Source organism: Achromobacter sp. UBA5777 (genome assembly GCF_002418565.1).
Lineage (GTDB): Bacteria > Pseudomonadota > Gammaproteobacteria > Burkholderiales > Burkholderiaceae_B > Achromobacter > Achromobacter animicus.
This window is the reverse complement of sequence record NZ_DIEJ01000215.1, coordinates 1-21652: the sequence shown is the minus strand read 5'-3', so window position 1 is coordinate 21652 and position 21652 is coordinate 1. Positions and strand designations below refer to the sequence as shown.

At 63.1% G+C, this 21652-nt stretch carries 17 protein-coding genes; 6 read left to right on the top strand and 11 right to left on the bottom strand.

The features are described 5' to 3' along the window. Nucleotides 1–32: 32 nt before the first annotated feature. The 9 genes from icmH to tssB are packed head-to-tail and all read right to left on the bottom strand — an operon-like array spanning nucleotide 33 to nucleotide 9873. Nucleotides 33–908, bottom strand: coding sequence for a type IVB secretion system protein IcmH/DotU (icmH, locus tag B3446_RS17755; protein ID WP_291383811.1), 876 nt, complete (start codon nucleotides 906–908; stop codon nucleotides 33–35). Nucleotide 909: 1 nt separating this feature from the next. Next, complete coding sequence (tssK, locus tag B3446_RS17750; RefSeq protein ID WP_291383810.1) at nucleotides 910–2247, bottom strand: type VI secretion system baseplate subunit TssK; 1338 nt, start codon at nucleotides 2245–2247, stop codon at nucleotides 910–912. Continuing rightward, complete coding sequence (gene tssJ / locus B3446_RS17745) at nucleotides 2244–3254, bottom strand: type VI secretion system lipoprotein TssJ (protein WP_291383809.1); 1011 nt, start codon at nucleotides 3252–3254, stop codon at nucleotides 2244–2246. Before tssJ ends, tssK begins: the two co-directional genes overlap by 4 nt. Further along, nucleotides 3251–4618 (bottom strand): type VI secretion system-associated FHA domain protein TagH, encoded by a 1368-nt coding sequence (gene tagH / locus B3446_RS17740; protein ID WP_291383808.1) that lies wholly within the window; start codon nucleotides 4616–4618, stop codon nucleotides 3251–3253. The genes tssJ and tagH overlap by 4 nt, the downstream gene beginning before the upstream one ends. After that, nucleotides 4615–5634, bottom strand: a complete 1020-nt coding sequence (tssG, locus tag B3446_RS17735) for a type VI secretion system baseplate subunit TssG (RefSeq protein ID WP_191578856.1) — start codon at nucleotides 5632–5634, stop codon at nucleotides 4615–4617. Before tssG ends, tagH begins: the two co-directional genes overlap by 4 nt. Beyond that, the gene (tssF, locus tag B3446_RS17730; protein WP_291383807.1) at nucleotides 5598–7364 is read right to left on the bottom strand and encodes a type VI secretion system baseplate subunit TssF; all 1767 of its coding nucleotides are present in this window, start codon (nucleotides 7362–7364) and stop codon (nucleotides 5598–5600) included. Before tssF ends, tssG begins: the two co-directional genes overlap by 37 nt. 25 nt (nucleotides 7365–7389) lie before the next feature. Then, nucleotides 7390–7818 carry a type VI secretion system baseplate subunit TssE gene (tssE, locus tag B3446_RS17725; RefSeq protein WP_191578858.1) on the bottom strand — a complete coding sequence of 143 codons (429 nt, stop codon included), beginning with the start codon at nucleotides 7816–7818 and terminating at the stop codon, nucleotides 7390–7392. A gap of 14 nt (nucleotides 7819–7832) precedes the next feature. Then, entirely contained in the window at nucleotides 7833–9317 is a 1485-nt protein-coding gene (gene tssC, locus B3446_RS17720; RefSeq protein WP_291383806.1) for a type VI secretion system contractile sheath large subunit, read from the bottom strand. Between the two features lie 49 nt (nucleotides 9318–9366). Beyond that, the gene (gene tssB / locus B3446_RS17715) at nucleotides 9367–9873 is read right to left on the bottom strand and encodes a type VI secretion system contractile sheath small subunit (RefSeq protein WP_105240884.1); all 507 of its coding nucleotides are present in this window, start codon (nucleotides 9871–9873) and stop codon (nucleotides 9367–9369) included. A gap of 300 nt (nucleotides 9874–10173) precedes the next feature. On the opposite strand from tssB, the gene B3446_RS17710 reads away from it, so the two are divergent. The 6 genes from B3446_RS17710 to tssM all read left to right on the top strand — a co-directional run bounded on the left by B3446_RS17710 (nucleotide 10174) and on the right by tssM (nucleotide 20314). Further along, complete coding sequence (locus B3446_RS17710; protein ID WP_291383805.1) at nucleotides 10174–10560, top strand: Clp protease N-terminal domain-containing protein; 387 nt, start codon at nucleotides 10174–10176, stop codon at nucleotides 10558–10560. A 21-nt stretch (nucleotides 10561–10581) separates the two neighbouring features. Continuing rightward, nucleotides 10582–12744, top strand: a complete 2163-nt coding sequence (tssH, locus tag B3446_RS17705) for a type VI secretion system ATPase TssH (protein WP_291383804.1) — start codon at nucleotides 10582–10584, stop codon at nucleotides 12742–12744. Between the two features lie 47 nt (nucleotides 12745–12791). Beyond that, on the top strand, nucleotides 12792–14312 hold the full coding sequence (locus B3446_RS17700) for a sigma 54-interacting transcriptional regulator (RefSeq protein ID WP_291383803.1): 1521 nt from the start codon (nucleotides 12792–12794) through the stop codon (nucleotides 14310–14312). Between the two features lie 95 nt (nucleotides 14313–14407). Then, nucleotides 14408–15079: a type VI secretion system-associated protein TagO gene (locus tag B3446_RS17695; RefSeq protein ID WP_291383802.1), complete on the top strand. Its 672-nt coding sequence runs from the start codon at nucleotides 14408–14410 to the stop codon at nucleotides 15077–15079. Beyond that, nucleotides 15076–16524 (top strand): type VI secretion system protein TssA, encoded by a 1449-nt coding sequence (gene tssA / locus B3446_RS17690; RefSeq protein WP_291383801.1) that lies wholly within the window; start codon nucleotides 15076–15078, stop codon nucleotides 16522–16524. Before B3446_RS17695 ends, tssA begins: the two co-directional genes overlap by 4 nt. Then, complete coding sequence (gene tssM / locus B3446_RS17685) at nucleotides 16457–20314, top strand: type VI secretion system membrane subunit TssM (protein WP_291383800.1); 3858 nt, start codon at nucleotides 16457–16459, stop codon at nucleotides 20312–20314. The genes tssA and tssM overlap by 68 nt, the downstream gene beginning before the upstream one ends. A 35-nt stretch (nucleotides 20315–20349) precedes the next feature. Here the strand turns inward: tssM and B3446_RS17680 are convergent, their stop codons facing one another. After that, complete coding sequence (locus tag B3446_RS17680) at nucleotides 20350–20607, bottom strand: PAAR domain-containing protein (RefSeq protein ID WP_291383799.1); 258 nt, start codon at nucleotides 20605–20607, stop codon at nucleotides 20350–20352. Nucleotides 20608–20722: 115 nt separating this feature from the next. After that, nucleotides 20723–21241 carry an Hcp family type VI secretion system effector gene (locus tag B3446_RS17675; protein WP_175122245.1) on the bottom strand — a complete coding sequence of 173 codons (519 nt, stop codon included), beginning with the start codon at nucleotides 21239–21241 and terminating at the stop codon, nucleotides 20723–20725. Between the last annotated feature and the right edge of the window lie 411 nt (nucleotides 21242–21652).

Genomic DNA, 21652 nt, shown 5'->3' with positions numbered 1-21652 from the left:
GTGTCTTTATCTCCGTTTCGGTGCGAGCCAGGTCACTGCTTGAGGATGCTCTCTAGCGAATCCAGCACCATCTGCGTGGCGGCGCCGAGTTTCAGGGAGAAGTACAGATAGGCGCCGGCGATAACGGCCGCCGCCACCGCCCAAGGCGTCCACAGCGGCCACTGGCGGTGAAGCTTGCGACGAAGCCTGGCGATGTTTGCGGGTGCGTCCACCAGCCGCTCGGGCGCGTCTCCTCGCAGTTGCCGAAGCTGCTCATGCAGCTTGGTGATGATGGCGTTGAGCGTGTCTTTGTTGTTGTGCTGTTGGCCATACTTGCCCTGGTAACCCAGGCACAGGCACAGATACTTGAACTCGAGCGCATCGCGGTATTTGGCCGCGTCCATCTGCATGCGCGCCAGCACCGTAAAGAACTTCTCGCCGCCCCACGTTTCGTTGTGGTGGTAGCTGAGCAGGGATCGGCCCTTCCAGCGCGATCCCACCCCCCACGGCGTGGCCATCACCGCCTCGTCGATGAAGGCGCACAGGGCATAGCGGAATGACAGCTGCGTCGCCCCGTCGTAGCCAAGCTGCCGGACTTCTTCGGACAGCGCAGTGATATGGTCCCGGACGTTCTCATAGAGCCGGCTGACCTCTTCCTGCGGCAGGTCCATCATGCGGCGTAGGCGAATCACCAGACCGAAGAGCGGTTGGGCGATGTCCACCAGCGGGTTGATGCTATGGCCACGCAATTGAAACTGCAGGTCCTCGTCCGCATTGATGCGAAAGACGCCGTCGTACAGGACGCTTTCTGGGTCACGAACGATGGGCTCACGCGGCGCGCGCATGAAGTCCTCGGGCACGTCGGGCAGGGCGGAACGATTGGAGGGCTTGTCGGTACGGTCGTTGCCGACCATCACAGTTTGGCTCATCTCATTGACTCCGAATGGCCCAGAACTGCAACTCCAGCTCCGGGAAGTCGCCGGTGATGTGGAAGCCGAAGCCGGTTGACCCTTGTGGCATCAGGCGCTGCCAATGCGGATGCGACCGGTCGAGCTGGAAGTAGGTGAAGCCGGCATGAAAAGGCAGATGGCGCGGCGCGACGGGCAATGTCATCAACGGCACGCCGGGCAACTGCAGGCGGATCAGCTCCTGCAGCAGTTGATGCGACGCCACCTTGGCCTGGCGCACGAACTGCTGCCGCATCTGCTCCAGGGGCATGCGCGCACGGACCGCCAGGATGAAGTCGGCGCTTTGCAGCAGGCTGGGGTCGTGAATTTGCGCGGTGTAGACGCCGTGTCCCTGCATGTCCAGGGGTAGCGAAGCGGCGCGTGGCTGCAGCACGGTGCTGAGCACGCGACGCAGGGTTTCCTTCAGCATGCGGAACGAGGTCTGCGGCGAGTCGTGCTGATACGCGGGATAGTCCTGCGGCAACCGGCCCTCGTCGGTGAAGGTGGTGAGTTCGCCGCAGGCTTGACCGCACGCCAGATACGCATCGACCGGACGCACATCCGCGTCGCGGGCCAGATGCCGGAACAGATGCTGCCAGCGGTTCAGCGACTGCAGCAGGTTGAAGTCGGTGATATCCGCGACGCCGGATTGGCCAGGAGATCCGATGCGGTGCGCGATGCTTTTCGCGCGCTCGTGCATCAGCGCGGCGATCTCTTCCATGAAATGCGCCAGCGGCGGGATGGCCTGCAGATACATGCCCGTGATGTGAAAGTCGCTGTCCAGCAGCAGGCTGCCATCGGGGCGGCGGTCGAGTATGCGGCTCAGCGCCAGGCCGGTGAAGGCGCTGCGGTCGTCGCGCTCCAGCGCCAGTTGCAGGTTGGGCACGGCCAGGGCGATGGGCGTGTGATTGCCCTGATGGCTATGGGTGTCGCGGATGTCTTCCGTGCGATGGATGTAGCGGGCGTTGCCCAGCGTATCGGGCCAGCGGACCTCGGATATCCCGTCGGATCGCAGCGGCAAGGTCAGATACACCGTCTGGTTGGCGGCGGTCGCATCCAGAATCGACAGCGGTTCTGGAGGCGGCTGGTCGTGCGGGATATTGAAGGCGGTGCCGTCGGGCATGATGCCGCGGGCCCGCACGATGGAGATCTTGCCGAACGACAGGAACTCCTGATTCAGCTCCAGCTCGGAAAAACCGTAGCAATATCGGCTGCCCATGCGCACGTTGATGTAGTGCTCAAGGTATCGGTCTGTTTGCTGGAAATGCTGGGGTTTGACGAATTGCCCTTCGCCCCAAACGACGGGATTGCGGCTGGTCATGGCTGTTTTCTCGCTTGATTGCGCGGGCGCGGAGCGGTCCTTTCGGGCCGGTAGTTCTCGTCGGTGATGGCGACGCGGGTGTCTTGCAGGGTGACCAGCAAGGCGTACCTGCGGCTGCGCGGTTCCACCCGGAAGACGTCGTACCAACGTTGCGCGTCGGGTGCGTTGAAGGCTGCGACGACGGCGACGTAATGGGTGTCTTCGTCCAGCTCGTGATAGTTGATGAACTTGAATTGGCCGGGCGCGAGCATGTAGTCGTCGGCCGTGATGTAGGTGCTTCCTAGCGCCTTCTTTGGGGCGTTGCGGACCAGGTCGGGATCGGCGTTCTCCAGCAGCGAATCGTCCTTGAGCTGAATTACGCGAAACGCGATGGGCGTGGCGTTGACGTGATCCTGGACCGCAAGCGCCGCTGCGGGCGCTAGGGGTACGCCATCGCGATACTGGCCCAATGCGACATCGAGGTCGGGGCTGGTCGCGCCAACGCCAATCTCCGCAGCCGAATCCTGCGCGTCTTCACTTTTACGCAAGTGCCATTGCACAGGGAAGGGGGCTCGGCTCGTCGCCACGCTGTCTGCCCACAGGCGTTCAAGCGCGGGACTGACCGCGACGGAGCGCGGCTTGAATGTTTTGGTGAATCCGGACCTGACCAACGTATTCGGCCGGTCTTCAGACGCCGCCGCCGTAGAGGCCTCTTGATGCAGGTGGTCGAGCAATGTCTGCAGACTGTGGACCAGGTCTTCGCGGGATTCGCCCTGCACATTGACCGAGAACGACCGGCCATCCGACACAGCCGGGGCCGGATCGACGTCCGGCTCGGCCACGGGATTGGGATTTACGTCTTTGGCGGCGTACAGACTCAGCGCTACTTGCGTCGGCTGATCTTCGGGCGGGCCTACCTGAATGCTGGGATCCATCAGGACCTGACCCGTCTTCGTGAGCACGTTGCCGACCGTGGTGCAGCCGGACAGCAACGCCCCGATGCACAAGAGTCCAACTGCTGGCCTCATGGCTCTTCCTTGCGCAGCGCCTGGTCGTAGGCCTGATCAAAGACTTCCCAGAACAGTTTGTCGAACCCCTGCTGCCGGCTGGATTTGAGCTCTTCGTAGTAATGCCGGTACATCTGCCATGCCCAGTCTCCGGGCAGTGCCTCGGAGTGCTGGCCGGACCGGTACCTGGCGAAGCGGCGTTCAAGCTGGTCGGGCGCGAATGCCTGCAGCAATGCGTTCAGGCCCGCGGCAACGGCCTTGAGCATCGCACGATGCTGTTCACCGATCTGCTCCAGCGATTCCTCGACGGCGGCGGTGGGCGACAGGTGAACCATGCTGCGGTCCCGGGAAAAAAGCGCGCGCACGGTTTCCGGGTAGGTCTGCGCGAGACGCAGCGGATTGTCTTCGATAGGCTGCAGGGTGCGTTTGGCCAGCGCCAGTCCCTGGCCTTCCGGCGTGCGGTTCAGCGCGGCGAGTCCGCGGATGAGCGCGGCGAGGGTGGTGCCGGCCTCGAACAGCAAGGCATGCGCGGCGTGCGGGTCCAACGCTCCCACCGGCGCGCCCAGACCCTCGACCAGCGGCCCCACAAGGCCCGCCGCATCGCCAGTCTGATTGAACTGACTCTGGATCCATTGATCGGATGAGCCAGAGGCTGCAGAAGAAGGGGGGTGTCCCGACATGGGTCGATCTCCGAAGGCATGCAAAGGGGAGCCGGATACGGCTTCGAATCGGGTGGCGGACAGGTCGGCCTGCGCGGCCAATCGGGTTTGTCCGTAGTGCCGGGAATCCAGCACAGCGGCGTCGCTGGACAAGGCGGAATCCGAGCGAGCCGCCTCTTCAAGCGCCAGCAAGGGGTCAAGGCGTCCCTGCGACTGATTCTCCGACAAGGCGTGGAACTCGCGCCAACCATGCTCGTCGGCCTGGTTTGGCGTAGGGACATCGTTGCGGTGCTGGGGAAGGGCGTCGATAGGTTCATTCGACGTCCCCAGCAACTCGGTCACATCATGTTCAGCCAGATGCCGGGCAGGGTCTGGCAGGTTGTAGGTCTCGTCATCCAGGTTGACCGTCAGGCGATAGGGACCGACATGAAGGATGTCTCCCCCGCGCAGCCGGGCGCCGACAAGTGCGCCCAGCGGATCCGTCTGGTCGTTCACTCGCGTCTGGCCGCAGCGGTCAATGACGAAGTAACTGCCGTCCTCGTAGCGAACCTCGCAGTGAATGGACTGCACGCGGCCAGACCGGTCATGCAGGATCCAGTCCGCCCCGTTGGCGCCGATCGTGCCGCCAGCGGTGTCGAACATGCACCGGGGCTGGCTCCCTTTCTGCAGGACTTGCGGGTTATCGACCACCAGGGCGAGACGATGATTGGAGGGTGTGCGTTTCATGTGCGCAGAGTGACTCTGACGGGCGGCGGAAGGGTCGTGGCCGGCTGTTCGAGAAAGCTGGTCCACCCCAATTGGGTGCCGTCGGCGTGCCGAAGATTGAAGGGAGGAACTTCGTCCTGACGCAGGCCAAGTTCGAGGTCGCAGGGCACCGGGTCACGGAGCAGGAACACGACCAGCTGGCGCAGGCGCTCGAAGTTTTCGCCTGCCGGCAGGAATTCCCGGAAACGGTCCTGGCTCAGGCCCGATATCACGATGACGAAGCTGCAGTGCCGGGTGCGGACGCTGTCGCCGATCTGGAAACTTTCGCTGAGCTGGCCGTTGCGCCGGCCGAGCCGGATGCGGTCGGCGTCGTCGATGAGCGTGTGGCGCAGTTCGAAATCGCGGATCTGCACGTCCTTCAGATCGAAGCAATGCGCGATCAGCCCGGCCAGCATGGTCGGCGAGCGGCTGCGCAGGACCACGGCGCCTGCAAAGCTCAGCAGCCGGCTCCAGGCGATTGGCGTGTCGCCGCGGGTCGCGTCATGCTTCAGGCCGATCAGCGCGAAGATCCGCCGCGAGAACTGATCGTCCGCGCCGCGCCGGAAGCGGATGTAATACCGGTACTTGCGCCAGGCCTGGTGCAGCAGCGTCAGCAGACGATGATTGAAGAAGTCCAGGAACGCCGGGCGGATGCCCACGCCTTGGCCGGCCTCGTAGGCCAGACGGTCCAGGTAATAGCTGGGCAGCGGGGAATCCGTACCGTGCATGCCGAAGAACGTGGCCTGCACCCGGTACTGGTGCGGAACGTGATTTTCCAGCCGTTCGGCCAGGGCAACGTCGGAGGCCGGAAAGCCAAGCCCGGCGTGATTGCCGAGCAGAACGCGCTGGTGATCGGCATCGAAGCTGTCGGGCGATTCCAGATCGTCCTCGTGCAGCGCATGCAGGCGTTCCAGAAGGCAGAAGAAGTCATGCCTTTTGGCCTCGGCCAGCAATGCGTCGCTTAGATCAGGGGCTGCGTGCCGCTGCGCATGGGCCATGCGTAGTGCTCCTGATTGGTGGTGTTGATCGCTTCCAGCACGTGGAACGACGACAGGCTGGCGTATAGCGACAGGAAGTGGCTGAGCACGGTCCCGAACAGGTACAGATCACCCTCGCAGGAGAAGCCGTTCTGGTCCAGCTTCAAAAGGGTGCGCGTGCCTCGGATCGGCAGGCCCTTGTACATCCGGTCAATGGGCTCGCTGACTACTTCCTGCAGGCCGTCCAGGCGCTTTTGCGTGGTGCGGGCGCGCTGAATATCGTGATGTGCCGAGAAGTCGTAGTTGCCGATGATCGCCTTCAGCGGTTCGGCCGACAGCAGCGACAGGTAAGTGGGCGAGAGGTTGGAGATCAGGCTCCAGTGCAGATCGCCATCCAGGACCGGACGATACGGCGGCGTAGGCGTGGTCAGGTTTCTGAAGCGGACAAACGCCGGGGTGTCCCGCAACCCCTCGCGGATATCGCCCACGCCCAGCGCCAGCGGGTAATCGCGGTTGGTGCAGGTCAGCGCGAGCGACACCGTCTCTTCCCGCCCGATGTAGTGGTGATCGTCTCCGCGCACGAAGGCGATGCGATGCTCGACGCCGGAATCGACCAGGGATGACGACAGGCGCGTGCGGTAATACAGCGTGGTGCGCCCGCGTTCGTGTTCGATCTGATGGCGCAGCGATTCGAAGGGCTCGTAGGTGCGCAGCCATTCCCCGGGTTGCGCGCTGTCGCCGTTCTTCCATCCATCGACCTTGTCGATACTGAAAATTTCGTACGCATCGGCCCGCTGCCCGCCGGGCATGAGACGGTGCTCGGCAGCTTTGCCGGTCAGGCGGATGGGTTCGGCATCGTGTTCGAACAGGTTTACGGCGGGTGTGCAGTACAGCGCAATGTCGCCCTTGCGTACGCGCACGTCCCCCGGCATGGGCCGCGTGAAGTGGAACTCGATGCGCACGTTTGTCGTGGGCTGGTCCGGCCAGAATTCGAGCAGGTGCGTCAGGGAGAAAAAATAGAAGCGCCTGGGGAAAAGAAAATATTCCTGGAGGATGCGGTAGCCATCCACGGCGTTCTTGGGGTACGGCAGCAAGGCGGCGTCGGAATGGAATCCGGGAAAGCCGATCTGATTGACCGGTATCTGGCGCTCCGTACCTGCGGACTCCATGCGGATCTCGCCCAGGTACTTCGCCAGCCACAGGTAGAGCGTCTGCGCGGTGTAATCGCTGCCGCTCAGATAAAAATCCAGTTTGTCGCAACCAAAGGTGTTGGGCGGGTTCTGGCTCAGGGTGGCGAGGTCGACGCGGACGATCGACTTTTCTAGCGAATGGCCGTCATTGACGTCCGCCACGTCGAACGGGAATATCGACACGTCCTGGCAGGTGCGGAACTGGCATTGCACGCCGTCCACGGGCCGCGACTGAATGCCGGTGCCGCGCGGCACGGTCTGGCGGCCAGTGATGGAATGGTCGGTGGGTTCGAACTGCATGATGGTGGCGCTGGGCAGGGGCCGCAGATAGTTGGGCCATAGCATCTGCAGCAGCGAATGCGTCAATTCAGGAAAATCGTCCTCGATCTTGAGGCGCAGCTTTGCGGTCAGGAACGCAAAGCCTTCCATCAGGCGCTCGACGTCGGGGTCGGTCGCTTCCTCGCCAAGAAACGGCGCCAGCTGCGGGTTGTTGCGTGCGAAGACGCGCCGCAAGCGGCGCAGGTAATCCAGTTCCTCGCGGAATTTTCCCTTCAACGGCATCCGGTCAGCCTCCCATGGCTACGTGCTAGGTCACCCTGACCTGTCGGCCTTGATGGTGAAAGAGCAGGCTGATTTCCACCTGCTCTTCCAGGTTGTTCACCGGCACCCGGCAGACCAGCCGAAAGCCGAGGTTCAGCGACGCGTCCGTCCCGGGAAGCGGTCTGACTTCGACAACGCGCGCGCGTGGCTCGTAGGCGGCCACCGCGGCGTGGATGTCCAGACAGACCTGTTGGCGCAGGTCGACGGCGCCGATGGCCGCGTCGTTCAGATCGCGCAATCCCAAACCAGGGCTGCTCTGCGAGCTGCCCTGGCGGGAATTGAGGATCCATTCCAACTGGCGCTTGATGGCGCGGATACGCTCGGCCGCCATTTCCTGGCGGGTGCGATTGCGCCGCGGAGGAAGGTCTGGATCGAGGCGTTCGAACAGACTTCCGCGCCCTGGGGACCGGGGCATGGCTCGGCTCCCTGTCAGTCCTTGTCCAGGCGGCCGACCAGCGACAGTTCGAAGCTGGCGCCCATGTACTTGAAGTGCGGGCGAACCGACAGCGCCACCTGATACCAGCCAGGATTGCCGGCCACGTCTTGCACGACGACCCGGGCGGCGCGCAGCGGACGGCGGCTCCGGACGTCGCTGGTGGGGCTTTCCTGGTCGGCGACATACTGGCGCAGCCAGTTGTTGAGTTCGCGTTCCAGGTCCTGCCGTTCCTTCCAGCTGCCGATCTGCTCGCGCTGCAGCACTTTGATGTAGTGCGCCAGGCGATTGATGATGAACATATAGGGAAGCTGCGTACCCAGCATGTAGTTGGTCTGCGCGGCCAGGCCTTCCGGCGTCTTCTGGAATACCTTGGGTTTTTGCACCGAATTGGCCGAGAAGAACGCGGCGTTGTCGCTGTCCTTGCGCATGGTCAGCGGAATGAAGCCTTCGCTGGATAGTTCGAACTCCTTGCGGTCGGAGACCAGAACTTCCGTGGGGATCTTGGCCTGCAGCTGTCCCAAGGATTCGTACAGGTGCATGGGCAGGTCTTCCACCGCACCGCCGGACTGCGGACCGATGATGTTCGGGCACCAGCGGAACTTGGCGAAGCTGTTGGTGACGCGGCTGCCCATCAGGAATGCCGTGTTGCCCCACAGGTAGTTTCGGTGATCGCCGTCGATGGTTTCTTCGTAGGCGAAGCTGCGCACGGGGTTTTCCAGCGGATCGTACGGCTGGCGCAGCAGGTAGCGAGGCATGGTCAGGCCCAGGTAGCGCGAGTCTTCAGATTCACGCAGGCTGCGCCACTTGGCAAAGCGCGGGCCTTCGAAGATGTCTTTGACTTCCTTCAGGTTGGGCAGCTCTTCGAAGGATTCCAGATTGAGCATTTCGGGTCCGGCCGCGCCAAGGAAGGGCGCATGCGCCATGGCGCCGACGGAGGCCAGGTAGCCCAGCAGCTTGATGTCGGGCGCGGAGGGACCGAAGTTGTAGTTGCCGATCATGCAGCCGATCGGCTGGCCGCCGAACTGGCCGTAGCCCGCGGTGTACACATGCTTGTACAAGCCGCTGCGGGTGATGTCCGCAGCGCTTTCAAAGTCTTCCAGCAGTTCGTCCTTGGTGACCGGCACGAACACGACCTGGATGTTTTCGCGGAAGTCCGTGCGCTGTACGAAGTCGAACAAGGCGCGCCAGATGGATTCAAGCTGTTGGAATTCCGGCTGATGAAGAATGGCGTCCATCTGCTTGCTGAGCTTGCGGTCGATCGCGGCAAGCATCTGGTCCACCAGCTGCTTGTTGATCGGTTGCTCGCGGGAGTCGGACTTGAGCATCTCGGACACGAATGCGGCGACACCGCGCTCGGCGACCGCATAGCCCTCCTGGTTGGGCTCGATGCGGGTCTGGGCCATGATTTGCGCCAGCAATCCGCCTGGGGACTGGCTGGCGGCGTGTTCCTGGATCTCGGCGGTTTGGGCTTTGGTCATCGGTGCGTCCTTGAAAACCTGAAGAGTGCGGTTGAGACGGTGCCGGGCATCACGCCTGCGGCGCCGCCAGGAGTTGATCGAGTTCCTGGGCCAGCTTGCCGCGGGCGCTGTCGTCACCCAGCAGGGTCTGGATCTGCTTGCGGAACGCCGGGATGTTGCCCATGGGGCCCTTCAGCGCCACGAGCGCTTCGCGCAGTTCCAGCAGGCTCTTCAGTTCGGGGACCTGGCGGGCAATCGCGTCAGGACCGAAATCCTTGATGTTCTTGAATTGCAGGTTGACGCTGAGCGTGTCGCTTTCGCTGCCTTCTTCGAGCGTGGCCGGGACGTCGACTTTGAGGCTGAGGCCGGCTTCGGCCATGACTTCGTTGAAGGTGTCCTTATTGATCTGGACAGCGGGGCGATCTTCCAGCGGCGTTTCGTCGGCATGCCCCTTGAAATCTCCGAGCACCATCACTTTGAGCGGGAGTTCAATTTCCTCTTGCTCGTCGCCTGTGGCGGGGATGTAGCGGATATTGATCCGTTCTTTCGGTGCAACTGAACCAACTTTCGATGCCATGGGTCACTCCTTTTAGATTTTCAAACGACGCTAGCGCATGGAGATATGAAGCAAAAAAAAGCTGCTTATTCTGATCCGCGAGTCAAAGCTGCGAACATATGAAAAGTTCGAAAAGCTGTTGGGATTGTTCGGACTCATATGGGAAATATGCGCGGCAATAAGAAAAGAAAGTAGGCCGACTGATATTCGAATTAGTCCGATTGATGCGCTCCTCTGGCTGTGGTTTCTTAATGCGCTCGGTTTCTGTAGCGCTTAAACCATTAATGGTGAGAAAACCCATGGCCACGAGGAATATCCGGCATGATTTCCGTTGATCTGTCTGCCTTGCTTGACCGATTGCACCCGGTGGCGCGACACGCGCTCGAGGAAGCCGGCAGTCTCTGCATCCGCCAGCACGGCGCAGAGGTCACCGTTGCCCACCTGCTCTATAAGTTTCTGGAACAGCCAAAATGTGATGTGCGCTGCGTTCTGGCAAATACGGAATTTGATCTGGATGCGTTGCGCGAGGCGTTAGCCAGCACGTTTCCGAAAATCGACGCAGGGCAGGGGCATGCATACCCCTCGTTTTCTCCCTTGCTGCTCGAATTGATGCAGGACGCCTGGCTATTAAGCTCGGTGGAATTGGAGCAAACCGAAATACGGACTGGCGCGCTGCTGCTGGCCGCGTTGCTCAATCCGGGGCGATAGCTGCCGTTTCCCGCGATCCGGTTGTTCGAATCGATTAATCGCGAAACGCTGCGCAAACGTTTTCGCGAATTGCTGGCCGGTTCGTCGGAAGCGCCCGTCCTGGAAGACTCCTCGCCAGCGCAATCAGCAACGGCGGCGTCCGACAGCGCGCTCAGCAAATACGGCCAAGATTTCACGGCCCAGGCGCGCGCGGGCAAAATCGATCCGGTTTTGTGCCGGGACGCCGAGATCGATCTGATGATCGACATTCTTTCGCGCCGCCGCAAAAACAATCCGATCGTGGTGGGTGAAGCTGGCGTCGGAAAGAGCGCCGTGGTCGAGGGCCTGGCACGGCGCATTGTCGAGCAGCGCGTTCCTGCGCCGCTGCGCGACGTGACGTTGTGGGGGCTGGATCTAGGCGCCCTCCAAGCCGGCGCCTCTGTCAAAGGCGAGTTCGAAAAGCGCTTGAAGGCGGTCATCGACGAGGTCAAGCATGCGTCCAAGCCCATCATCCTGTTCATCGACGAAGCGCACACGCTGATCGGGGCCGGTAACGCGGCAGGGGGCAGCGATGCGGCGAATCTCCTGAAACCCGCGCTCGCGCGCGGAGAACTGCGCACGATCGCCGCTACAACCTGGTCCGAATACAAAAAATACTTCGAAAAGGATCCCGCGCTCGCGCGACGTTTTCAACTGGTGAAACTGGACGCGCCCAGCGTGGAGCAGGCCGTGCATATCCTGCGCGGTCTGCGTGGCATTTATGAGGACGCGCATCAGGTCTATATCGCCGACGATGCGCTGAAGGCTGCCGCGGCGTTGTCCGCACGTTATCTCTCGGGGCGCCAGTTGCCGGACAAAGCGATCGACGTTCTGGACACGGCTTGCGCCCGGGTGGCGACCGCGTTGGCCGAATCACCGCGACGCCTCGCTTCACTGGAAAACGAACTGCGGCAGGTCGATGCCGAGGCCGACCAGCTCTGGCGGGATGCCCGCGTCGGCCGAAAGCCGGATACCGGCAGGCTGGCCGCGCTGGATGTCGCGCGGCAGCAGATTCAGGATTCCATCGAACACTTGCAGGCCGAGTGGCAGCGGCAGAAGACGCTGATTGACGAGATCATTTCCCTTCGCGCGGGCGAGCTCCAGGAAGACTCGTCGCGGCGGCTGGAAGCGCTGGTCGTGCAATTGGCCGACCTTCAACGCAGCGGCGCCCTGTTGCACGCAGACGTGGGCGCCGAGCAGATTGCTCAGGTGATTGCGGACTGGACCGGAATTCCCGCCGCCACAATCAACAGCGACCAGTTCCATCGCCTGGACAAGCTGCCCGAGACGCTACGTCAACGCGTCAAGGGGCAGAACGCCGCCATCGACACGGTGCACCGGCGCCTGTTGACCGCCATGGCCGATCTGCGGCGCCCCGGGACGCCGATGGGCGCGTTCCTGCTGGTGGGGCCGAGCGGGGTGGGGAAAACAGAAACTGGCTTGGCCGTCGCCGACGCGTTGTTTGGCGGCGAGCAGTTCCTGACCACCATCAACATGTCGGAGTATCAAGAGAAGCACACCGTGTCGCGCCTGTTGGGGGCCCCGCCGGGTTATGTCGGTTACGGCGAAGGCGGTGTACTGACCGAGGCCATCCGTAAGCGGCCCTATTCGGTGGTGCTGCTGGATGAAGTCGAGAAAGCGCACCCGGAGGTGCTCAACATCTTCTATCAGGCCTTCGACAAAGGCGAGCTTGCCGATGGCGAAAGCCGGCGCATCGACTGCCAGAACGTGCTGTTCTTCCTGACCTCGAATTTGGGCTTCGATCACGACGGCGGTCCACTCGCCGACCTCGACACTGAGGCGCTGCGCGAGCACCTTGCGAGATTCTTCAAGCCCGCACTATTGGCACGCATGCAGGTCGTGCCTTTCTGCTATCTGGACGAGGCCACGCTTGCCGAAATCGTCGAAAGCCGTCTGCAGCGAATCGAAAAGCAGTTCAACGACCGCTACAGCGCGCAATTGACGATCGAGACATCAGCACGGGATGAATTACGCGCGCGTTGCCTGCGTCACCAGAATGGCGCACGGCTGCTGGATGCCAGCATCGACGGCGACATGCTGCCGCCGTTGTCGCTGGCTGTGCTGAAGTGCATGGCCAGCGGGCAGCGCTTCCGCCGTTCCGCAATCAGCTGGAATGGCGCGGCCTTCGACGCCGTGGTGGAGTAAGCGCAATGTCCTTGAGTGCTCAAGGCGCCGCTGCGCTCGCCCGGACATTGGTCCAGGCCAGCGGCTTTGCGTCCCTGGCCGACCGGTTCCTCAAAGCCGTTTGTTCGGCGCCGGGGATACGTTACGGGGTCTGCTACTGGCGCGAGGCGGCCGGCGACAGCATCCGGCCGATCGCCAGTCATGGTGTCGCGCTGGACCTGCTGCCGGCGTACTCCCTGCTCGATCTCGACAATCCCATCGCCTACTGCCTGACCACCGCTCAGGCCCGCCATGTCGCACGTCTGGACAGCATGTTCGGCGTCGCGGGCGGCTATGAGGAACTCCGCGAGCGGCTCGCTGCCGCAGAGGCATGGCTGGTGGTGCCGCTGCTGGATGCGCGTCAGAAGGCTGTGGCGGTGTTGTTCCTGGCGGGAACGGCGTCCGGGCTCAGGTCTTGGACGGCGGACCCCACCTGGCAGGAGCTGTGCAGGCTGTATGACGCCGTCTTGAATGGTCTGCTCGATCGGCTAGGTTCGGTCGAGCTGACGCAGACGCGCCAGACCACGCACCACCAGCAGTCCGAGACGCGCGGACGCCGGCGTCTGCTGTCAACCGGCTTTGTCGGCACCGGACAGATTGCGCGGCGGCTGCGCGAAGACATGCTGCGTTTCGCCGACTCTTCTTTGTCGTTGCTGGTCACCGGAGAAACGGGCTCGGGCAAGGACCATGCCGCCTGGCTGATCCACCAGGCATCCGCGCGCAAGGGAAAGTTCGTGCCAGTGAACTGCGCGGCCATCCCGAAGGATCTGATTGAAGCGGAACTCTTTGGCGCAACCCGTGGCGCCTACACCGGGGCCACGCAGGCGCGGGCGGGGCTGGTGGCGGAAGCCGATGGCGGCACACTGTTTCTGGACGAAATCGGGGATATGCCCCTGAGCCTGCAGGGCGCGCTGTTGCGCCTGCTCAACGAAAAGAAGTACCGGCCGGTGGGTGGAACGCGAGAGCTGCCGTCCAACTTTCGGCTGATCTGCGCCACCCATCGGCCTTTGCCTGAACTGGTGCGGGACGGGCAGTTCCGAGAGGACCTGTACTTCCGCGTCTGCCAGTTGACGCTGCACATTGCGCCCCTGCGCGAGCGCCTTGAAGACGTTCCGGCGCTGGTGGCGCACATTCTGCTCGAGCACAACCGGGCATTCCCCGGCCGCGTCGCGGGCATCTCCGACAACGCGATTGCACAGCTCCAACGTCATCGGTTTCCCGGCAACGTCCGCGAGCTGCGCAGTCTGGTGCTTGCGGCCGCGGAGCGAACGCCGCCCGGCAAGCGCATCCAGACCAACCGGCTGGTCGAGCTGACAGACGGCGCGCAAAAGCCCGTAATCGATGACTCCGGCGAAGCCCGCCTGCAGCGACTGTGGCGAACCGAAAGTCTGCCCGACGCGCTAGCCGCGTTCGAGCGCTTGCTGCTGGAAGACCGCTTGCGTCAGGCCGCGGGATCCCGTCGGGTAGCCGCGCAAAGCCTGGGGATTCCCAAACGCACCTTGGCGCGCAAGTGCCTTGATATGAATCTGACTGGAGAGGAAGCAATATGAAGCCATTCGGGGCGCTCCTGCTGGCCGCCGCCGTGCTCGTGGGCGGCGACGCAGCCACGGACGCGGTGGCGTCGGGCCGCAGTTGCAGGACCATCGTGTCGGCAATCGAAAGGCTGGCCTGTTTTGACGCCGAAGCGGGCACACCGCCCGTTCCTGCAGCGCAAATGGCGACACCGTCCACTGCAGCACCGGCGGCCGCGGCACCGGCCTCCGCGGCATCGGCCGCCGTGGTATCGACCGCCGCGGTATCGACCGCCGCGGTATCGACCGCCGCGCCTTCCGCCATGGTTCGGGTGCCTGACATCGTCGGGCTGGTGCAACGCAACGAATCCCGCCGCAAGCCCGATCACGCCGGTGTGCTGCTGCTGCGCGTCGGCGATGCCATACCGGGCCAGGACAAGGTCGTCATCTCGGCGCCGGCCCTGGCGGGAAGCGAGCCGCGGCCGCTGCTGGCAATCAGTTGCCTGCAGAACATTTCTCGCTTGCAGCTCATCACCGCCGAGCCGCTGGACGTCAGCCGCGTGAGCATCCGCGTGCTGTTGGACGGGCGGCCGATTGCCGACCGCCGGCCCTGGCAGGTCGTCGAGGACGGCACGGTCACGGATGCGGGCCGCGGCCTGGTGGCGATTGAACAGCTTCGTCCTCTGACACGCGCGTCCCAGCAGATGCAGCTTGAAAGCGATCATGCCGCGTTTCACGGACGGTCGTTCGACACCGCGGCGCTTCACGAGCTGATGGCGCAACAACGCGAGGCCTGTCATTGGTGAGCACGTTTCCCACGCTGGACCTCGACGCCATCCTGTCACCCATCTCGCCGCATCAGCCGGCCGGCGAGTTCGACGAGGAAGACAACGCCTACCAGGGTGTCGAAAGCGAAATGATGAAGCTTGGCGGGCTGCAAGAGGCGACCATCGACTGGAGCTATGTGGATTCGGCATCGCGACTGTATCTGCAGTCGCAGTGCAAGCACCTGCGGATTGCCGCGCAGTTGGCCACCGCTCGTATGCGATCGGGGGGCTGGCGCGGCTGGGCCGAGGCGGCGGGCCTGTTGGCCGGCATGACCAGCCGGTACTGGAGCACCAGCCATCCGAAGCCGGGCGCGGCCGGGTTGACGGCCAAGCGTCGCCTGATGTCCCAGCAGTTGGAGCGCCTGGGAGAGGCGCTGGCCAAACTGGACGGCAAGGGATACGCCGACGAGTTTTACAAATCTGGCCAACGGGCCTTGGACAAGCTGCAGGGATGTGCAAGCGAATCCAAGCTGGACGTGCCAACGCTGACTCGCCTGGAGGCGCAGCTACGGCTGAAGGCGGAGGCGACACGCGCGCCCGAGCTCGCCGATGCGCAAATGGCGCTGTCGGCGCAACCCACCGGGATCACCGAGGCTTTCTTTACGCCCATGGCCATGGCGCAGGGCAACGAACGCGAAGCGCGCCGTTCGCTATTGGCCGTGGCCGACCTCATCAACCAGCAAGACGCCTATGACCCGACCGGCTACCTGCTCCGCCGCTTCGCCTTGTGGGCGCACCTGAGCATTGCGCCATCGACCCGCAAGGACACGATGCGGACGGAGCTGATGGCCGTTCCCGCCGAAACGGCCGAGGCCTATTGGGATGCGCTGAAAGCGAATGCGGTCGATCCGGCGCTTCTGCAGCGCGTCGAAAAAAGCATTACTTCGTCTCCGTACTGGCTGCGCGGGAGCTTTCTGGCTGCCGGTATCGCCCGCCGTCTGGAAATGCAGAACGTCGCCGAGGCAATTCGCCAGTCCACCGAGCGCTTTGTGGCCAAGCTGCCCGCCTTGGTGAAGCTGCAATTTGCCGATGGCCGCGCTTTTGTCGATGGCGAAACGCAGTCGTGGATCAGTGGGGCGGATGCGGACACCGCGAAGCTGGGCGCCGGCCATGAGTACCCGGCGTTGCGCGAGGAGCTGCGCGAGGTGTTGGAAGCCACCGGGGTGGAGTCGATGCTCAAGCGGCTGGAAGCCATCCAGAAGACGTCAACGGATCCGCGCCATGGTTGCCATGTCATCACGATCGCCGCCGAACTGCTCGGCGCGCGTGGTTTGGCGTGGCTGGCCGATGGCTTGTACACCCGCGCCCATCAGATCATGCAAGACGCATCCGCGGCGCAATGGGAGCCTGGTCTGTTTGGCCTTTTGGAGCGCCAAGTCAACGCCGCAATCGAATGCAAGAAACAGGAGCAATCCCATGTTTAAGATTTGGTCGAAAGTGAAACGCTATGGCCAGCCCCTACTGAAATGGACAAAGCAGGGCATGCCAGTGGCGTTGCTGCTGATGCTGGCGCTCGCCTTGGCCGCCATCTGGTGGTTGGGGCCGATGTGGACTTGGGATGAATACCAACCGCTGGCAAGTCTGACCGCGCGCGTGCTTGCCACGCTCGTGCTGATTGCGCTGCCCTTGCTGGTCTGGGCCATCAGGCTGCGCAAACGGAATCTGACGCTGGAAGCCGAGCGGGCGCAGACGCAGAAACAGCAAGACGATCCCTGCTTGCGCTACGTACAGGCGCAGGAGCGTGATCTGGACAAGAGCCTTAGCGTGCTGCAGGCAAACCTGAAAGGCCGCAACGCGCTTTACCAACTGCCTTGGTACCTGGTGCTGGGTCAGGAAAACGCGGGGAAAACCAGCTTCGTCAACCGGTCTAGCCAGACGTTTTCGTTGACCGGTGAGGTCAAGGCCGGCAGTCAGCGCCTGCAGGACGACCCGGACCGGATCTATCGCATTGACTGGTGGATCGGCGATGACGCGGTGCTGATCGACCCGCCGGGCGAACTGATCAGCCAGCCGCGAGTGACGGCGGAAATTGAAGCGTCTGCCGCGTCCGGGAATACTGAAGCGCCAAGGCCGGGAGACGCTGCGGGACCCACGCTCCTGCCCGAGGCGCTTCATTCCCGTCTGTGGGATAGCTTTGTGAGCTGGTTGGGGCGTAATCGCAGCCGCCGTCCGCTCAATGGTGTGGTGTTGATGGTCAGCCTAGTGACGTTGCTGAATCAGCAACCCAGCGACCGCAAGGCGCTGGCCTCGTTGCTGCGCGCGCGGCTGGCCGAACTGAGCCGCCAGCTCGGCACGCGTCCGCCGCTGTATGTCGTGCTGAGCAAATTCGACCTGCTTGAAGGATTCGAGCCGCTGTTCGCGCGGCTGTCCAAGTCCGCCCGCGAGGACATCTTTGGGTTTACGTTCACGCTGGACTCGGTGCAGCGTTACGACGCGTGGCGGGATGAACTGGGTGCGCGATACGACGAGTTCCTGACGCGTCTGAACGAGCAGATATTCGATGCGATGGCCGACGTCCGCGAATTGAATCAACGGGAAGCCCTCTATTCCCTGGTGCGGCAGCTGACCGGCATGCGGCCGCTCCTGATGGAGTTCCTAACCGATGTGCTGGGCAGCGATCGTTACCTCACGCCGGCGCTGCCGCGTGGCGTCTTTCTGTCGTCGGTCTATCAGCAGGGCGTGCTGACCAACGCCTTCGTGGCGTCTGCCTCGCAGAACTACGATATCCGCGAGCCCGTGCCGGCCACGCATCCCAGCGGCCGCGCGATGGTTTACTTCACCCAGCAGCTGTTTCAGCGCGTCATCTATCCCGAATCCGGCCTGGCGGGCGACAACCCGCGCGTGCGTGCCGAGAAGCGGCGCGCGCTGGCCTTGCGCTTCGGGGTGGCGTCGGTGGGTAGCGCGGTGATCCTCGGCGGCTGGTATCACTACTACGCAGTGAACCGGGACAAGGCCATGAGCGTTCTGGAGCGCAGCCGCGCTTATAGCGCCCACGCCATCGACGGCAAGCTGGACACCACGGGCCGCAACCTGCTTCAGCCGCTGGATCAGATCAGCAGCGCGGTGGCGGTGTATGGCGATTACCGGGAAGCGTGGCCCCTCGTGGCAGACATGGGTCTGTATCAGGGATGGCAGATTGGTCCGAAGGTCGATCAGGCCTACTTGACGCTGCTGTCTCAGCGATTTTTGCCTGCGCTGGCCAATGGGGTGATGGAGCACCTTGACGGCACCTCGGTCGACAGCGATGTGCAGCTTGAAGCGTTGCGCGTGTACCGCATGATTGAGGATCGTCCCAACCGCCGGCCGCCGGTGGTTGAGCGTTGGATGGGGCGGCAGTGGGCGCAGGCTTTCCCCGGCGAGGACAAGGTGCAGCGTGCGTTGATGCGGCATCTGGACTACGCGATGAAGTATGCCGACACGCTGTTGCCGCAGTTTCAGCAGCGCGTGTCCGTGGTGCAGCGCGACCTGCGGCAGATTCCATTGCCGCAGCGCGTGTACATGACGATGCGCCGTCAGGCGGGCGAATTTTTCAGGACGCCGCTGGATCTGCGCAATGAAATCGGCCCGGCCTTTGACGTGGTCTATCAACCGGCGGCTGCGGCCAAGGCGGAAACGGGGCAGCCCGCTTCGGATGGCCGTATCGACGCGCTGTTGACGGCCAAGGGGTTCCACAATTACTTCGCGCCGCACAGCCAGGATCTGACCGAGCTGGCGATGATCGATCAGTGGGCGTTGGGCGAGCGGCGCAATATCGATTATTCGGAGGCCGACAAGCGCGCGTTGGCCGAGCGCATCCAGGCCATCTACGGCCGTGATTACGTCGACACCTGGCAGCGCAACCTCAACCAGCTTGAGGTTCGGGATTTTCATGATCTTGCCGAGGCGGTCAATGTGCTGGGCACCGTCACGAGCCCTGCGGCGCCGTTGCGCCGGCTGGTGGAAACCGTGCGCGACAACAGTGAGCTTGGCGCCAACACTCCGGCCCTCACCGGTGCGCTCGACGGGAAGGGAGCAGGGATCGGGCAGGCTTCAGGCGTGGCGGAGAAGGTGGCTGCCGGCAAGGACGAAACCGGCGCGATATTCGGGATTGCGCGGGCGTTTGCGCCGATGAGCCAACTGCTGCAGGCGAAGGGCGATCGGGCGTCGTACCTGGACGAAACTTTGGTGGCGATCGGGAGCGTGCAAGACAAGGTGCGCACGGTGCACGACAGCCCGGATCGCGGCAAGACGGCGCTTGACGTGGTGCTGGAACGCTTCGGGTTGAAAGGACCGGACCCGATCAGCAATCTGCAGCGTATTGCCGCGGGTCTGCCCGAACCGCTGAACCGTCAGGTGGGCAAATTGGCCGACGAGTCGTCGCGGGTGATTCTGGTGGAGGCATTGCGCGAGCTCGAGCGTCGTTGGGACATCGACGTGTATCGCTTTTATCGCGAGCGGTTGGCGAATCGTTATCCGTTCAATCCCGCCAGCCGTGAGGAAGTGGCGTTGGACGATTTCACGGCGTTTTTTGGCCCGCAGGGGCGTTTGCAGCAGTTCCGCGGGAAGTATCTGAATCTGTTCATCGAGGACAACCTTGAGGCGTTGTACTCGGAGCGGCTGGGCGGCTATCTTGTGCGCAATGACGTGCTGACGCAGCTTGAAGCGGCCGAGAAGATCCGGGACGCGTTTTTCAATAGCCGCGGCACGTTGGGCGTGCAGTTCCATGTGGAGCCGTTGGGAATGGCGCCGAGCAAACGCAGCAGCTCGCTTAGCGTGGAAGGGCAGTTGGTGACTTACAACCACGGCCCGACGACCAGCACGGCGCTGATCTGGCCGAATACGCTGGCCTCCAGCAATGAAAGCCGCATGACGTTGGTGCATGCGGGGGGCAGCAGCAGCGGTTTGGCTTATCGGGGTCCATGGGCGCTGTACCGGCTGCTCAGTCAGGCCCGCCTGAACGGGGCGACGAGCACGAGCGTTGATATCAGCTTTGCTGCGCCGGACGGCGGTATGCGCTATCGCATCAGTACGGAGAAGGCGAACAATCCGTTTACGCAGCCGTTGTTCAAGGGGTTTGCCTTGCCGAAGACGCTTCTAGAGGATGGCGTGCGGGGTAACGATGCAGGAGGGCAGCGTGCGGGGGGCAAGGCTGGCGGGAAGCAGGCTGCGTCTGCGGGTGACGTGCCTGCGCGGGTGGCCCGGCAGGTTGGATGGCCGGTGAGCGTGGTCCGGTGAAGGAGGCGTGGCAGCGCNNCCCACGCCTGCGTGGATCATTCGACCAGCCAGCCGGCCTCGCCTTCGATCAGCGTGCCGCCATGGCTGGTTTTGTCGCCTTGGCGCGCAACGGGTTGTCCTTCGATGAGGGTGCCGGGCGAGCCGGTCTGAATGATGGCGCCGCAACTGATGCGGTCGCCGATGCGGGCGACGGGCCGGCCGTTGACGATGGCTTCGCTTGCACCGGTGACGACGGTGCCGGTGCCGTGTGTGGGGCAGCTATGGCGATGACCTACAAGAACGATGGGTTTCATGATTGGCTTCCTGACGTTTGGGGCTGTTGATTAGCCCCGTGTCGATCAAGGTCGGATCAGAACGGACAAGGGCCGGCGCGTGATGCGCCGGCCCTTTTATTCAAGAAACCTGGGATCAGGCTTCTTGCGGCTTGCGCCAGTCGTCGGAGGCTTCGGTGCCGGCGATGGCGTGGGTCCAGGTGATCTTGCGGTAGGCCATGGCGACCTTGACGAGCTGGGTGTACTCGGCCTTGGTGGGGTCCTGGGCGTGCGGGAGCACGGTGTTGATGTTGACGATGGTGGCGTCTTCAAGCTTGGTGGTGAAGAAGTGCTCTTGCTTGCCTTCGGTGGAGGTGCGGTACCACTTCACTTCGACTTCGGGCAGCATTTCGCCGGAGGCGAGGGCCTGGTACATGAGGGGGGTGGCCTTGTTGAGGGGCGCGGTGAAGACGAAGGGCTTGTGGACGCGCTGGCCGGAAGGCTGGCCGCTTTGGGGGTCGGTGGGGGTGGCGATCAGGTGTTCGATTTCCTGGACCAGGATCTGGTCTTCATGACCTTCCTGGTAGACGTTGCCGACGGAGTCGGCGGTGAAGGCGCCTTGCGTGATGTTGCCCTGGGTCTTGCCCTGGATGCTGATATAGGCGGGAGTCGGCATTTGTTGCTTCCTGGTTTGGTTTCTTTTGCGTGATGGCCTTATTGGCCGGTGTGTCATCGGGGATGACATCCGGTTAATTGCAAAGTCCGTGCCAGGGGTTGGTTGAATGCTGGTTTCCTCTTTTCTATCAAAGGCTTAATTGATGGTTTCGGTGCTGGTCGCTGATTACGGATTGCTCGAAAAACCCGAAAGTGGCTTTTTCTGCGAGGATTCGGGTCAGTTGTGGCTCGGTGCTTTGTTAAGTCTTTAAAAACAAAGCGGAAAAATTCGGGTCGGGAATGGCTCGGGTGGGTCGGAGTTGGCTCGGTCTTTTTTTTGGCTGACTCGGAGAAGCTGGTCGTTCGGGGGGGCTGGCGTTTGGGCGGGGTGGGTTCTTTAGACGCCCGGCGTGGCGGTGGCCTGGGTGCGCGG